Annotated in this window: 13 protein-coding genes; 8 read left to right on the top strand and 5 right to left on the bottom strand. The window is 73.4% G+C overall.

Annotated features, from left to right (window positions below):
* A partial coding sequence (locus tag ABZ738_RS24485) for an acyl-CoA dehydrogenase family protein (RefSeq protein WP_357216727.1) occupies nt 1-110 on the top strand: 110 nt, incomplete at its 5' end.
* Nucleotides 111-170: 60 nt separating this feature from the next.
* Here ABZ738_RS24485 and ABZ738_RS24480 read toward each other — a convergent pair.
* Entirely contained in the window at nt 171-821 is a 651-nt protein-coding gene (locus tag ABZ738_RS24480) for a hypothetical protein (protein ID WP_176092701.1), read from the bottom strand.
* Between the two features lie 23 nt (nt 822-844).
* Here ABZ738_RS24480 and ABZ738_RS24475 point away from each other — a divergent pair, with 23 nt between their 5' ends.
* Together ABZ738_RS24475 and ABZ738_RS24470 are read left to right on the top strand one after the other, a co-directional pair.
* Entirely contained in the window at nt 845-1,369 is a 525-nt protein-coding gene (locus tag ABZ738_RS24475; RefSeq protein ID WP_131057119.1) for a hotdog domain-containing protein, read from the top strand.
* Between the two features lie 177 nt (nt 1,370-1,546).
* Nucleotides 1,547-3,517 carry an acetoacetate--CoA ligase gene (locus ABZ738_RS24470; RefSeq protein WP_357216717.1) on the top strand — a complete coding sequence of 657 codons (1,971 nt, stop codon included), beginning with the start codon at nt 1,547-1,549 and terminating at the stop codon, nt 3,515-3,517.
* A 289-nt stretch (nt 3,518-3,806) separates the two neighbouring features.
* Here the strand turns inward: ABZ738_RS24470 and ABZ738_RS24465 are convergent, their stop codons facing one another.
* Nucleotides 3,807-4,496, bottom strand: coding sequence for a TIGR03089 family protein (locus ABZ738_RS24465; protein ID WP_357216714.1), 690 nt, complete (start codon nt 4,494-4,496; stop codon nt 3,807-3,809).
* Nucleotides 4,497-4,647: 151 nt separating this feature from the next.
* Here ABZ738_RS24465 and ABZ738_RS24460 point away from each other — a divergent pair, with 151 nt between their 5' ends.
* Nucleotides 4,648-5,793 (top strand): glycosyltransferase family 1 protein, encoded by a 1,146-nt coding sequence (locus ABZ738_RS24460; RefSeq protein ID WP_131055950.1) that lies wholly within the window; start codon nt 4,648-4,650, stop codon nt 5,791-5,793.
* 48 nt (nt 5,794-5,841) lie between these two features.
* Entirely contained in the window at nt 5,842-6,933 is a 1,092-nt protein-coding gene (locus tag ABZ738_RS24455; protein WP_131055952.1) for a sugar phosphate nucleotidyltransferase, read from the top strand.
* Here ABZ738_RS24455 and ABZ738_RS24450 read toward each other — a convergent pair.
* Nucleotides 6,902-7,516: an NUDIX domain-containing protein gene (locus tag ABZ738_RS24450; protein WP_236145952.1), complete on the bottom strand. Its 615-nt coding sequence runs from the start codon at nt 7,514-7,516 to the stop codon at nt 6,902-6,904. The two genes, ABZ738_RS24455 and ABZ738_RS24450, sit on opposite strands and share 32 nt — an antisense overlap.
* Nucleotides 7,517-7,841: 325 nt before the next feature.
* Between ABZ738_RS24450 and ABZ738_RS24445 the strand changes: the two genes are divergently transcribed.
* Nucleotides 7,842-8,831, top strand: coding sequence for a winged helix-turn-helix domain-containing protein (locus ABZ738_RS24445; protein WP_131055956.1), 990 nt, complete (start codon nt 7,842-7,844; stop codon nt 8,829-8,831).
* Nucleotides 8,832-8,883: 52 nt separating this feature from the next.
* Here the strand turns inward: ABZ738_RS24445 and ABZ738_RS24440 are convergent, their stop codons facing one another.
* Together ABZ738_RS24440 and cofD are read right to left on the bottom strand one after the other, a co-directional pair.
* Nucleotides 8,884-9,972: a coenzyme F420-0:L-glutamate ligase gene (locus ABZ738_RS24440; protein WP_176092707.1), complete on the bottom strand. Its 1,089-nt coding sequence runs from the start codon at nt 9,970-9,972 to the stop codon at nt 8,884-8,886.
* Complete coding sequence (gene cofD, locus ABZ738_RS24435) at nt 9,969-10,937, bottom strand: 2-phospho-L-lactate transferase (RefSeq protein WP_131057637.1); 969 nt, start codon at nt 10,935-10,937, stop codon at nt 9,969-9,971. The genes ABZ738_RS24440 and cofD overlap by 4 nt, the downstream gene beginning before the upstream one ends.
* Nucleotides 10,938-11,035: 98 nt before the next feature.
* On the opposite strand from cofD, the gene ABZ738_RS24430 reads away from it, so the two are divergent.
* Nucleotides 11,036-12,055 carry a hypothetical protein gene (locus ABZ738_RS24430; protein WP_176092709.1) on the top strand — a complete coding sequence of 340 codons (1,020 nt, stop codon included), beginning with the start codon at nt 11,036-11,038 and terminating at the stop codon, nt 12,053-12,055.
* An 83-nt stretch (nt 12,056-12,138) separates the two neighbouring features.
* Nucleotides 12,139-14,673, top strand: a complete 2,535-nt coding sequence (locus ABZ738_RS24425; RefSeq protein WP_176092710.1) for a bifunctional FO biosynthesis protein CofGH — start codon at nt 12,139-12,141, stop codon at nt 14,671-14,673.
* Nucleotides 14,674-14,752: the final 79 nt, after the last annotated feature.

Genomic DNA, 14,752 nt, shown 5'->3' with positions numbered 1-14,752 from the left:
GGGACTACCCGGTCGAGCGGATGATGCGGGACGCCAAGATCACGCAGATCTACGAGGGCACCAACCAGGTGCAGCGCATCGTGATGGCCCGCCAGTTGCTCAAGGACTGACGACGGAGGGCTCCGCCCGGTGGCACACGACCACCGGGCGGAGCCCTCCTCTCCGTTCGATCAGTTGCGCGCGTCGTCCTGTCGCGGCAGGCCGCCAGGCGGTGCCGACCAGGGCGACGTCCCACTGGTACGCCGGGGCAGCGGCTCGGTCGGCGTGTCGTCCGGGTCCGGGTAGCCGAGGCTCAGCGGCTCGGTGTCCCGTTCCGCCGACTGCGGCGGCGGCCACTCGGTCACCGGCAGGTCCTGGGTCGTCGCCTCGGCCGGCGGCGGCACCACCGGTGCGGGCCTCGGCCAGCGCCGCCACCGCTGCCCGCTGAACGTCGCCATCAGCAGCAGCAGGCCGATCAGGAACAGGGTGCCGTTCTGCACCGGCAGCCGCAGCGGCAGCGGGTCGCCGAGGAACTCCCAGTCGGCCGGGATGCGCTCGCGGACCCGGAAGGGCGCGACGAACAGCCCGACGTACGGGGTGATCAGCAGCAGCCCGGCCACCAGCGGGCCGAGCGGTGAGATGCGCAGTGTGCCGAGCAGGCCCAACACGATGCCGCCGACGGCGAGATAGACGGCCGGTTCGATCAGGTTGGCCGTGTTCGAGGTGCCGATCTCCACCCACCGGTCGACTGTGCCGGCCGACCCGTCCTGCCCCAGGGTGACCAGCACCCAGGTGACCGGTGCCACCACCAGCCCGGCGAGGAAGCTCCACAGATGTCGCATCCGCGCACCGTACCGTTTCCGCCATGACCGAGCACCCCTCCGCCGCGCCACCGGGCAAGCCGACGTCGTACTCCCGCGTGACCCTCAGCCGAATCATGACGGCGGTGGACGTGAACCTCTACGGCACCGTGCACGGCGGGGTGCTGATGAAGTTCGTGGACGACGTCGCCGGTGCCGCCGCGGCCCGGCACAGCGGGGGTACGGCGGTCACCGCCGCGATCGACGAGATCGTCTTCTCCGAGCCGGTCCGGGTCGGTGACCTGATCCACGCGTACGCCCAGATCAACTGGACCGGGTCGACGTCGATGGAGGTCGGCGTACGGGTGATGGCCGAGCGCTGGGACTCGGCCGAGGCGGAGCCGGTGCGGGTGGCCACCGCGTACCTCGTCTTCGTCGGCGTGGAGGTGGGCGGCGCGCCACGGGCGGTGCGGCCGGTGCTGCCGGAGACGGCGGAGGACAGCCGTCGCTGGCGTGAGGCGGAGATCCGCCGGGCGCACCGGCTCGCCCGCCGCCGCGCCATCCAGCACGCGCGGAGCGAGTCCGGCTGAGCGGTTGTCGTGGCCTGCTGCGTTAGCAGGGGACCCCGGTACTACCGCAGGCGTTAACAAGGTGCCCTTCCTTACATCCGGGCGCACCGGTGACGGCAGCGGATGCGCGACGGTAGGGCAGGATGACGCCACGGCCCACCGCACAGCGTCGTGCCGGGCCAGGGGAGGAGTGGACCAGTGACGGACGTGCTGTGGACGCCGCCGGCGGACGTGCTCCAGCGCTCACGCATCGGGACGTACCTGCGGTGGCTCGCCGAGAACCGGGGGCTCGATTTCGCCGACTACGACGCGCTGTGGCGGTGGTCGGTCACCGACCTGGACGCCTTCTGGCGCTCGATCTGGGACCACTTCGAGGTCGTCGCGCACACCCCGCCGACCGCCACCCTGGGCGCCCGCGACATGCCGGGGGCCCGGTGGTTCCCCGACGCCACGCTCAACTACGCCGAGAACGTGCTGCACATGCCCGGCCGCGCCGACGACGACCCGGTGGTGATCGCGCACTCGCAGACCCGTGCCCCGGTCACCCTGACCGCCGCCGAACTGCGCGACCAGGTCCGCCGGGTGGCCGCCGGGCTGCGCCGGCTCGGCGTGGGCACCGGCGACCGGGTGGCCGCGTACGCACCGAACATCCCCGAGACGTACGTGCTGCTGCTGGCGACGGCCAGCCTCGGGGCGATCTTCTCCTCGTGCGCGCCGGAGTTCGGCACCCGCAGTGTCACCGACCGTTGGCAGCAGATCGAGCCGACCGTACTGGTCGCGGTGGACGGCTACCGCTACGGCGACAAGCCGGTGGACCGGCGTACCGAGGTGGCCGCGATCCGCGCCGCACTGCCGTCGCTGCGGCACACGGTGAGCATCGCCTACCTCGACCCGGCGGCCCCGGCCCCGGCCGGCGCGCTCTCCTGGGCCGAGCTGGCGGCGGAGACCGACGAACCGGCGACGTTCACCCCGGTCCCGTTCGACCATCCGCTGTACGTGCTCTACTCCTCGGGCACCACCGGGTTGCCCAAGCCGATCGTGCACGGGCACGGCGGCATCCTGCTGGAACACCTCAAGATGCTCGCCCTGCACCACGACCTCGGTCCCGCCGACCGGTTCTTCTGGTTCACCACCACCGGCTGGATGATGTGGAACTTCCTGGTCTCCGGCCCGGCGGTGGGCACGACGATCGTGCTGTTCGACGGCAACCCGGGCCACCCGGACCTGGGCGGGCTGTGGCGGCTCGCCGAGGAGACCGGCACCACCTACTTCGGCACCTCGGCGCCGTACCTGCTGGCCTGTCGCAAGGCGGGCCTGGCCCCGCGTGAGATCGCCGACCTGTCCGCGCTGCGCGGGCTGGGTTCGACCGGTGCGCCGCTGCCCGCCGAGGGCTTCACCTGGGTGTACGAGACGGTCGGCACCGACCTGCAACTCCAGTCGCTGTCCGGTGGCACCGACGTGTGCACCGGCTTCGTCGGCGGCGTGCCGCTGCTGCCGGTGCACGCCGGTGAGATCACCTGCCGGGCGCTCGGCGCCAGGGTGGAGGCCCGCTCGGCCGACGGCACCCCGGTCATCGGCGAACTGGGCGAACTGGTCATCACCGCGCCGATGCCGAGCATGCCGGTGGGCTTCTGGAACGACCCCGACGGGACCCGCTACCGGGAGGCGTACTTCGACGTCTACCCCGGAGTCTGGCGGCACGGCGACTGGATCACCATCAACGCGCGCGGTGGTTGCGTGATCACCGGTCGATCCGACGCCACCCTGAACCGGGGCGGCGTACGCCTGGGCACCGCCGAGTTCTACTCCGTGGTGGAGGGGCTGGACGAGGTCGTCGACTCGGTGGTCGTACACCTGGAGGACGACGAGGGCGGCGCCGGTGAGCTGCTGCTCTTCGTGGTCCTCGCCGACGGCCTCACCCTCGACGACGATCTGCGCGCGACGATCTGCCGCGAGCTGCGCACCGCCCTCTCACCCCGGCACGTCCCCGACGAGATCCACCAGGTGCGCGCGGTGCCCCGGACCCTGTCGGCGAAGAAGCTGGAGGTACCGGTCAAGAAGATCCTCACCGGTACCCCGGTCGACCAGGCCGCCGCCAAGGGCGCCCTGGCCAACCCCGACTCCCTGACCGCCTTCGCCACCCTCGCCCAATCCCGCCCCACCCCCTAACCACCCCGCCCCACCCCACCCGCCGCCCACCCCAGCCGCCGCCCACCCCAGCCGCCGCCCGCCCCGCCTCGCCCTGACTGCCCCGTCGATCATGGACTTGGGGTGAGGGCGAAAGGGGTGAATGCGGGCGGAACGTCAGCCACAGCTCCATGATCGACGGAGGAGGGGAAGACGTGCGGAGTGCCGGGACGGTCTCCGGCGCGGCGCGGCGCGGCGCGGCGCGGTGGGCGGGGGCAGGGCGGCGGGGGCGGGTGCGGGGCGGGGAAGGCGGGGAGCGGGGGGAAGGGGGTCAGGGGAGGGTTCGGGTGGCTTTTTCGGTGGTGGCTCGGGTGGGTAGTCGGGTGTGGTCGGGGTGGGCGCAGAGGACGGTCGACGCGCGGGCGGTGAGCGGGGCGAGCAACCAGTCGACCGGGTCGGGCAGGGCGTCCACGTCGATCAGGACCCGCTCGCCCGGGGAGATGCCCAACTCGGTCGCGCGGGCGGTCGCCCGCTCACGCAGCGTGACGTGGCCCGGTCCGCCGGGCGGGTACGCGCCGAAGTGGTCGCCGTGGGCGCGTACCTCGGTCACGTAGTCGGCGAAGCCGGACGGCACCTCCCGCAGCGGCAGCGCGAACGGGTGCAGGGCGAGCGCGTACCGGTCGGCGGCCGACCAGGCGTCCGCCTCGGCGGCCCGGTCGGCGGTGGCGAACAGGACGTCCACGGCATTCGGTCGATCGGCCACGGTCAGGCCGGCCGACCAGCAGCCGAGCAGCACGGCGGCGGTCTGCCAGTGTGGTGGCAGCAGCACCGCCGCAGTGTCACCGGGCCCGAGCGACAGTTCGTCGACGAGCAGGTTGGCGGTCTTGGCCACCCAGTTCGTCAACGTGGCGCCGGAGAGTTCGGTGCGTTCACCGGTCGCGTCGTCGTACCAGGTGAGCAGCGGTCGGGTCGGGTCGGTCGCGATCGCGTCGGGCAGGACGCGGGCAATGTTGTCGGCCATCGGCGCGAACGATACGCCGCCGCCGCGCGTACTCGATGACAGTCACAAGTCGGCGAACCGTCGGGTCGGAGTCAGCGTCCGTACTCGGCACCGGCGTAGGCTTGCCCGAAGTGTTGTTCCCCACAGTCCCGCCACCACAAGGAGTCGCCCCGTGACCGCCGGTCGCCCGCCCCGCGTGCTCATCGACGCCACGAGTGTCCCCGCCGACCGCGGGGGCGTCGGTAGATACGTCGACGGTCTGCTCGGCGCCCTCGGCAAGGTGTGCGGGTCGGCGGTGGAACTGGTCGTGGTCAGTCTCCGCACCGACCTGGACCGCTATCGCCGGATGCTGCCCGGAGCCGAGATCGTCCCCGCTCCCGCCGCCGTCGCGCACCGTCCCGCCCGGCTCGCCTGGGAGCAGACCGGCCTGCCCCTGCTCGCGCAGCAGGTCGGTGCCGAGGTGCTGCACTCGCCCTTCTACACCTGCCCGTTGCGGGCCGGCTGCCCGGTCACGGTGACCCTGCACGACGCGACCTTCTTCACCGAGCCGGAGCACTACGACAAGTCCCGCCGGACGTTCTTCCGCAGCGCGATCAAGACCTCGCTGCGCCGCGCCAACCGGGTGATCGTGCCGAGCAAGGCCACCCGGGACGAGCTGATCCGGCTGCTGGACGCCGATCCGACCCGGATCGACGTGGCCTACCACGGTGTCGACCAGGACGCCTTCCACGCCCCCGGCGACGAGGAGAAGGCCCGGGTACGCGCCCGGCTGGGCCTGGGCGGCAGCAGCTACGTGGCCTTCCACGGCGCGAAGGAGCCGCGTAAGAACGTGCCGAACCTGATCCGTGGGTGGGCCCGGGCGGTCACCGACCGGGAGGACCCGCCGGCCCTGGTGATCGCCGGTGGTCAGGGGCACGACGACGACATCGACCGGGCCGCCGCCGAGGTGCCGTCGCACCTGCGGCTGCTGCGCCCCGGTTATCTGCGGTACGCCGACCTGCCCGGTTTCCTCGGCGGTGCCCTGGTGGCCGCCTATCCGTCCTACGGGGAGGGTTTCGGTCTGCCGGTGCTGGAGGCGATGGCGTGCGCCGCGCCGGTGCTCACCACGCCCCGGCTCTCCCTGCCCGAGGTGGGCGGTGAGGCGGTGGCGTACACCAGTGAGGACCCGGACCAGATCGCCACCGACCTGGTCGCGCTGCTCGACGACGAGCCGCGTCGGTTGTCGCTGGCCAAGGCCGGACTCGACCGGGCCAAGGAGTTCACCTGGGAGTCGAGCGCCGAGGTGCACATCGCCGCCTGGTCACGAGTACGCGCCTGACGGTGGCAACCCGGCACCCGGAGCGGGCGGTTCGGGCATGATGTCCTGGTGATCTATGTCGTCATTCCGGCGGGTGGCAGTGGCACAAGGTTGTGGCCGCTGTCCCGCTCCGGCCACCCCAAGTTCCTCCACCCGTTCACCGGCACCCCGGCCTCGTTGCTCCAGGCGACGGTGGAGCGGGCGGCGCCGCTGACCACTCCGGAGCGGACCATGGTGGTCACCGGAGCCGCGCACGCGGCGGCGGTGGCCCGCCAGTTGACCGGGCTCCCCGAGGAGAACATCCTCATCGAACCGTCGCCGCGGGACTCCTGCGCGGCCATCGCGCTGGCCGCGGCGGTGATCGCGGTGCGGGACCCGGACGCGGTGATGGGGTCGTTCGCGGCGGACCACCTCATCGGTCAGCCCGAGCGGTGGGTGGAGACGGTCGAGGCGGCGGTCCGGGGCGCGGACCAGGGTCTGCTGATGACCGTCGGGATCACCCCGACCCGGGCGGAGACCGGCTACGGGTACCTCCAGACCGGTGATCCGGTGGGTGACGGTCCGATGCGTCCGGTCGTCGAGTTCAAGGAGAAGCCGAACGCCGAGGTCGCCGAGGCGTACGTCCGGTCCGGTCGGTATCTGTGGAACGCCGGCATGTTCGTCTGGCGGGTGTCGGCGTTCCTCGCCGAGCTGGCCCGCCAGCAGCCCGCCCTGCACACCGGCGTGACCGCGATCGCGGCGGTGTGGGGCACCCCCGAGCAGGACGACGTGCTCGGCGCGGTCTGGCCGACGCTGCCGAAGATCTCGGTCGACTACGCGGTGATGGAGGGCGCGGCGAGCGCCGGTCGGGTCGCCACGGTGCCGGGCGACTTCCGCTGGAACGACGTGGGCGACTTCCACACCCTCGGTGAGGTGTTGCCGACCGACGACGCCGGCAACGTGGTGATCGGTGGCGACGTCAAGGCCGAGGTGCTGTTGCGCGACAGCAGCGGGTGTGTGGTGGTGCCGCAGTCCGGGCGGATGGTGGCCGGCGTCGGCGTGCGCGACCTGATCGTGGTCGACACGCCGGACGCGTTGCTGGTCTGCCCGCGCGATCGCGCCCAGGACGTCAAGGCGATCGTGGACGAACTCAAGGCGCGAGGTGAGGACCGGCTCGTCTGAACGCGGCCAGTCCGGGTGGCATGAGCCGGGCGGTCCCGCCGGCCAGCGGTTGCGGCAGTTGGTCCGGCGGGAACCAGCCGAGCGCCTCGGACTCCGCGCTGACCGTCTCGACCGCGCCGGGCGGGGCGATGACGGCGAAGCGTACGTCGTGGTGCAGGGAACCGCCCCGGCAGCCGACCTCGTGCACGTCCACGTCGATCGGCACCGGGTCCACCCGCAGGCCGGTGATGCCGGACTCCTCGGTCGCCTCGCGGAGCGCGGCCCCGGCCAGTGTCCGGTCGCCCGACTCGCAGTGCCCGCCGAGCTGCACCCAGCGGTGGAACTTGCGGTGCAGGCAGAGCAGCACGCGGGTGCCGGTCGAGTCGAACAGCAGGGCGCTGGCGGTGACGTGTCCGGCCCGGTGCTCGCGGCTCATCGCGACCGGTCCGGCGGTCAGCAGGTCGAGGGTGCGGGCCCGGGCGGTCGCGGCGTCCGGGCTGGTCGGCGTCCATCCGGTGAGGACCGCCGACGCGTCGGTGTGCAGTGCGGCCCAACCGTGCTCCGGGGCCTGCGGGTGCTCCTCGGTCGCGTGAGGCGTCGACACGGCCCCTCCTTCCGTCCCGCACAGCGTACGGGCGGGTGGGAGGGGAGTTGCGGGGCGGGACGGTGGACGACCGGGCGGCACCCCTGCGGAAGCGTGAGCCGCAGACCCTCGTGCGGTGCCACCCGGTCGAGCCGTCCTGCGGCCCCCGGACTCCGCAGTGGCGGCACGCGATGCGTGCTATCCCTGCGGCACGCAGAGCATGGCGGACCCGGGCGGCGCGAGTCGAGGTCTTTTAGCCCACGCTTAACAGACCAAGGCGATGTGTCCCAGGTAAAGTGCCTAGCGTCGCCGGGCGTCCCTCGGTCGGGTGACGGGGAGCCGTTCCATGCTGAAGATCCACTTCTCCGGCGAGGACATCCTCCGGACCAGAGTCGCTCCGGCTGCGGACCCGATCTGGGAAGTGGTGCTGAGCCTGCACCTGCTGCCCGGACGCAGCCGGGACCCACTGCTCGCCGGTTGGCGACGTGAGGTCATGCGCGGCCTGCGCCGGCAGGATGACGCCGACGGGCTGCGGCTGCTGCTGGCGTTGAACCCGCCGCGTGGCTACTTCCCGGACTTCCTCACCCCGCACGAGAGCGTGGGCGGGTTCGAGGCCGGGATGGAGGCGCTGCGGCGTACCCCTGCCACCCTGCTGCACCGCGACCTGAGCCGGCTGGCCAGCGGTCGGAGCCTGCCCACCGGGGCCGACGCCGTGGCCCGGGGCGAGCCGCGGGCGCTGGACGACCTGACCGATGCCATGAGCCGGTACCGCGACCTGGCGCTCGGTCCCTACTGGGAGCGGGTGCAGGCGGCGGTGGACGCCGACCGGAACCGGCGGGCGCGGGCCATGCTCGACGGCGGGATCGAGGGTCTGCTGACCTCCCTGCGGCCCGGCGTGCGCTGGGAGTCCGGCGTGCTGCACATCCCCGACTATCCGAACAGCCGTGAACTGCACCTGCTGGGGCGGGGGCTGCTGCTGGTGCCGTCGTTCTTCTGCGCGAAGACACCGGTGGCGCTGGTCGACCCGGAGCTGCCGCCGGTGCTGGTCTATCCGGTGGACCGGCTGGGTGGACTCGTCGTCGACGGGGCCGACGGCGCCGGCACCGGCCGTACGGCGCTGGCGGCGCTGCTCGGCCGGACCCGGGCGGCGGTCCTGGCCGCCACCGACGGCGGGTGCAGCACGGGCGAGCTGGCCCGCCGGTTGCGGATCTCGGCGGCGGCGGCCAGCCAGCACACCACCGTGCTGCGCAACGCCGGCCTGCTGGTGAGCCACCGCGACCGCAACACCGTCCTGCACACCCCCACCCCGCTGGGCCGCGCCCTGCTCAACCCCTGACCGACCGGCACCGGCGGTCGGCTCTCGACCGGGCGGGCCCGGTGGCGGGTCCTCAGAGGGCCAGGGAGGCGGCGGCGGTGGTGGCCGGCGGTGGGGGGAGGAGTTGGGAGGGGACGTGGTGGGCCGCGAGGGCGGTCCGCAGCTTCTGCACGTCGGTGCCGAACCGGACCAGCTGCACCGGGCCGACCGGGGTGGGCGGGGAGCACAGCACCAGTCCGGTGGCGCGGCCCGGCCAGCCGGGCACGGTGTTGACCAGTCCGGCGCGTACGTCGTCGTCGACGACCTGGGTGAACACGGTGCCGGGGGCGACGACGTCGATGACCGAGGCGATCGCCGCGGCGACCACCGCCGGATCGGGGCGGGACTCGCCGGGGCGGTCCGGCAGGTGTGCGGCGTCGGCCAGCCCGGCCGCCCGGGCCTCGGCGGTGCCGAGCGAGAAGAGGTCCATCGAGGCGTCCCGCACCAGCACCCGGGCGCCGTCGCCGTCGTCGTCCTGCCCCGCGGTGAGGTAGCCCCGGACCACCGCGACCGGCATCTGGTCGCACTTGCCCTTGATCAGTTCGCCCGCGCCGGCCAACTCGTCGACCACGGCCATCTGGGTCAGCACCAGCTCGTTGCCGTACGGGTCGACCTCGCCCCGGTGGTCCCGGATCGCGTCCATCCCGGCCACGCCGAGGGCCACGTCGGTGAGCCCGTTGCGCCACGGCCGACCCATGGTGTCGCTGATGATCACGGCGACGTTCACGCCGCTGTGGGCCCGCAGGCCGGCGCGGAGTGCGCGGGCCGAGGCGTCCGGGTCCTCCGGGAGCAGCACCAGCCGGGTCTTGTCGACGTTCGAGGCGTCGATGCCGGCCGCCGCCATCACGAAGCCGTGCCGGGTCTGCACGATCCGGGTCGGGCCGCGTGACGCCACCACCCGGACCGTCTCCGAGGCCAGCACCTCGTCGCGGGCGGCCTGCCGGTCCGGGCCGTCGGCGGGTACGTCCACCAGCCGCCCCTCCGCCTTCGAGACGATCTTGCTGGTCACCACCAGCACGTCGCCGTCGCGCAGCCAGGGTGCCGCGCCTCCGATCAGCGCCGCCAGGTCGTCGCCCTCGGTCACGTGGCCGATGCCCGGCACCGGCAGGATCTCCAGTCTCACGTCAACTCCACCGCGGCGCGGACCATCGCCGCCGTCGCCGCCTCGTCGGTCATCCGTAGCGGCACCGCGCGTACCGTCACGTCCGGCACCACCGTGTCCGCATCCTCCTCGGCGACCAGCCATCCGTCGAGCAGGCCGTCGCCGGCCCGGCTCCCGTACAGCCCGCCGACCCCGGCGGCGGTGCACGGCACACCGACCACCGAGAGGCACCGGTCCGCCATGCCGCGTACCGGCGCGCCACCGATGATCGGCGACACCCCGACCACCGGGGCCGGACCGCCGGTCAGCGCCGCCCGCACGCCCGGTACGGCGAGGATCGGCGCGATGCTGACCACCGGGTTGCTCGGTGCCACCAGCACCACGTCGGCGTCGGCGATCGCCTCCGTCACGCCGGGCGCCGGCTTCGCGGCCTCCGCACCGACGAAGACGAACCGGTGCGTCGGCACCTGGGCGCGGTACCGGATCCACCACTCCTGGAAGTGGATCGCCCGCTGCCCGTCGGTGCCGTCGCCGGCCTCGTCGGGCGGGGTCACCACGACGTGCGTCTCCAGGCGGTCGTCGGTCGCCGGCAGCAGGCGTACGCCGGGCTGCCAGCGGGTCGCCAACGCGTCGGTCACCTGGTGCAGCGGGTACCCGGCGTCGAGCATGGTGGTGCGTACCAGATGGGTGGCCAGGTCCTTGTCGCCGAGCCCGAACCAGCTCGGCTCGGCACCGTACGCGGCCAACTCGGTCTTGACCGTCCAGCTCTCGCCGGTACGACCCCAGCCGCGCTCGGGGTCCGCCCCGCCGCCGAGGGTGTACATGACGCTGTCCAGGTCCGGGCAGACCCGGAGCCCGTGCAGGCGAAGATCGTCGCCGACGTTGACCACGGCGGTCACCTCGGCACCCACCTCACGGGCGTACGCACGCACCCCGAGCAGGAACCGGGCACCCCCGATTCCGCCGGTCAGAACCACGACACGCATCAGCCCATCCTCGCCTACGTGACGCCTCCGTCGGCCAGTCGTCCGGGGAGACTAGGCTCACGTCGGCACCTGTCCGCTTTCGCCCCCAGGGAGAGTCCGTGACCAGCCCCGTGGAGCAACCGCCCACCGAACCGACCCCGGCCCGTCAGGTGACCGGGCCGCTTCGGGAACTCGTCGCCCTCGTGCTCCTGGGCGCGAACGCCGTCTTCCTCTTCGTCGCGCTGATCCGGTTGGTCACCCCGCAGGGTGCCTACAGCACGGTGACCGGCCGGGCGGGCAGCGCGTTCTTCGCCTTCGTCGGGCTGGAGGCGATCGTCCTGCCGCTGCTGGCGGTGTTGCTCGCCACCCACCTCGCCCCGGTGGTCGGCAAGGCGAAGCTGATCACGCAGGTGGCCCTGGTCGAGTACGCGGTCAGCGTCGTGCTCGGCGGCCTGACGCTGCTGATCTGGACGGTCGGCCGGCTGGCCGAGGCACAGATCTTCGACGCCCTGACCGGCGTCCTCGTCCGGGCGGCCTGGGTGGCGTTGTTCGGCGCGGCGGCGTACGTGGTCTGGACCGTCTGGCGGCGGCTCTACCACGTGCCCAAGCCCAAGCAGGAGCCCGGACTGTACGGCAGCCCGCAGCAGGGCTGGGCCCCGCAGGGCAACCCGGGGCAGCCCGGTGGCTACCCGGGTGGGTGGCAGCAGCAGCCCGGTCCGGGTGGCGGTTGGTCCGGTGGCGAGCAGTCCGGCGGATACCCCGGCCAGGTCGGCTACCCGGGCGCGGGTCAGCCCGGCGGTTACCCCGGCCAGCCGGGGGGTTACCCCGGTTCTCAGCCGGGCGGATTCCCCGGTGGTCAGCCGGGCGGGGACCAGCCGCAGCCGGGTTGGCCGGTGGCGGGCCAGGCGCCCGGCGGGCCGCCGTCCGCCCCGCACACCTGGCCGCCGCACGGCCAGCCGGTCGTGCCGCCGCAGCCGCCGGCGCCGACCTCTCCGGCGGCACCGCCCTTCGGGCAGCCCCCGTCGGCCGACCCGACCCAGACCATCCCCCGGCAGAGCACCGAGCCGGGCCAGGCGACGCCGCCTCCGGGTGAGGGCGACCGCACCCAGCGGATCGACCCGGGCGACAAGTCGGCCTGACCGGCGTGACACCCGGCCGGGCGGCCGGGTGCGGTTGCCCACGTGGGGGGTGTGCCGCCCGTGCCAGCGCCTAGGCTGGGCGGATGGTTGATCGCAGCGAGCCTGGGCCTGCGGAGGCGGCCGTCCGCCGGGCCCTGCGTCGGGCCGCCGCCGGCCGGGCGCTCGACGTCGACGAGGCGTCCGCACTGCTGAGTGCGCGCGGCACCGCCCTCACCGAACTGCTCGACGTCGCCGGCGCGATCCGCGACGCCGGCCTGCGGGACGCCGGGCGGCCGGGTGTGGTCACGTACTCGAAGAAGGTCTTCGTGCCGTTGACCCGGCTCTGCCGGGACCGCTGCCACTACTGCACCTTCGCCACGGTGCCGCACAGGCTGCCGGCGGCGTTCCTCGACCGCGACGAGGTGCTCGCCATCGCCCGCGCCGGTGCGGCCCAGGGCTGCAAGGAGGCGCTGTTCACCCTCGGCGACCGGCCGGAGGAGCGCTGGCCGGCGGCCCGGCAGTGGCTGGACGAGCGGGGTTACGAATCCACGCTGGACTACGTGCGGGCCTGCGCGGTGGCGGTGCTGGAGGAGACCGGCCTGCTGCCGCACCTGAATCCGGGCGTGCTCTCCTGGTCGGAGTTGCAACGGCTCAAGCCGGTCGCGCCCAGCATGGGGATGATGCTGGAGACCACCGCGACGCGGCTCTGGTCGGAGCCGGGCGGCCCGCACTACGGCTCGCCCGACAAGGAACCGGCGGTCCGGTTGCGGGTGCTCGACGACGCCGGTCGGGTCGGCGTCCCCTTCACCACCGGCATCCTGATCGGCATCGGCGAGACGCCCGCCGAACGGGTGGACGCGATCTTCGCCATCCGGCGGGCGCACCGGGAGTACGGCCACCTCCAGGAGGTGATCGTGCAGAACTTCCGCGCCAAGCCGGACACCGCGATGCGCGGCATGCCAGACGCGGAACTGCACGACCTGGCGGCCACCGTCGCGGTGGCCCGGCTGTTGCTCGGCCCGAAGGCCCGCATCCAGGCGCCGCCGAACCTCATCGCCGGCGAGTACGACCTGTTGCTGCGGGCCGGCATCGACGACTGGGGCGGCGTCTCGCCGGTGACCCCGGACCACGTCAACCCGGAACGCCCGTGGCCGCAGCTCGACGAGTTGGCGGCGCGTACCGCCGCCGCCGGGTTCACGCTGCGCGAGCGGCTGACCGTCTACCCGGAGTACGTCCGGGCCGGTGAGCCGTGGCTGGATCCGCGCCTGCTGCCGCACGTCACCGCGTTGGCCGAGCCGGCGACCGGGCTCGCCGTGGAGTCGGCCCGGCCGGTCGGCCGTCCCTGGCAGGAGCCGGACGAGACCTTCGGCGGGCGGACCGACCTGCACGTCGACATCGACCGCACGGGACGGACCGAGGACCGGCGGGGCGACTTCGACCACGTCTACGGGGACTGGTCGGAGGTGGCGGCCAAGGTCGCCGTACCGCCCGCCGGTCCGGCCGGTCGGTCGGTCGCCGCCGGTGCCGGTGACGCCGACCTGCGGGCGGGGCTGCGGCTGGCCGCCGACAACCCGGCGGCGCTACTCGAACCCCGGCACGCCGACGCCGCGATGGCGCTGTTCGGCGCGGACGGCCCGGCCCTGGACGAACTCTGCCGCCGCGCCGACGACCTGCGCCGGGACACGGTCGGCGACGACGTCACGTACGTCGTCAACCGCAACATCAACTTCAGCAACGTCTGCTACGTGGGTTGCCGGTTCTGTGCCTTCGCGCAGCGGGAGCGGGACGCCGACGCGTACCGCCTGTCGGTGGAGCAGGTCGCCGACCGGGCACAGGAGGCCTGGGACGCCGGTGCCGGCGAGGTCTGCATCCAGGGCGGTATCGACCCGAAGTTGCCGGTCACCGTCTATGCCGACCTGGTCCGCGCGATCAAGGCGCGGGTGCCCCGGATGCACGTGCACGCCTTCTCCCCGATGGAGATCGCCACCGCCGCCGCGAAGGCCGGGGTGTCGGTGAAGGAGTGGCTGACCGGGTTGCGCGAGGCGGGGCTGGACACCATCCCCGGGACGGCGGCGGAGATCCTCGACGACGAGGTGCGCTGGGTGCTGACCAAGGGCAAACTGCCGACCGCCGCCTGGGTCGAGGTGGTCAGCACCGCCCACGAGCTGGGCCTCCGGTCCAGCTCCACGATGATGTACGGCCACGTGGACCATCCCGGGCAGTGGCTGGCGCACTTCCGGGTGCTGGCCGGTGTGCAGGACCGCACCGGCGGGTTCACCGAGTTCGTGGCGCTGCCCTTCGTGCACACCAACGCCCCGATCTACCTGGCCGGCATCGCCCGGCCGGGGCCGACCTGGCGGGAGAACCGGGTGGTGCACGCGATGGCCCGGGTGCTCCTGCACGGTCGGATCGACAACATCCAGTGCTCCTGGGTGAAGCTGGGCGACGAGGGCACGGTCGAGATGCTCCGCAGCGGCTGCAACGACCTGGGCGGCACGTTGATGGAGGAGACCATCTCGCGGATGGCCGGTTCGGGCAACGGTTCCGCGCGGACCGAGGAGCAGCTACGGGCGATCGCGACGGCGGCCGGTCGTCCGGCGCGTAGGCGTACGACTTCGTACGGTCACCTCAGCGCCTAGCGTCGAACCTTCGCGCGTCCCCGGCCGTACCTGTCGATGCCGGCGGCGGGATCGGCGAGGACCGCCGCCGGCACCCGAG

The organism is Micromonospora sp. NPDC047793 (assembly GCF_040642635.1).
Classification (GTDB): Bacteria; Actinomycetota; Actinomycetes; order Mycobacteriales; family Micromonosporaceae; genus Micromonospora.
The sequence above is the reverse complement of the archived record's forward strand: the minus strand, read 5'-3'. Positions and strand labels throughout refer to the sequence as shown.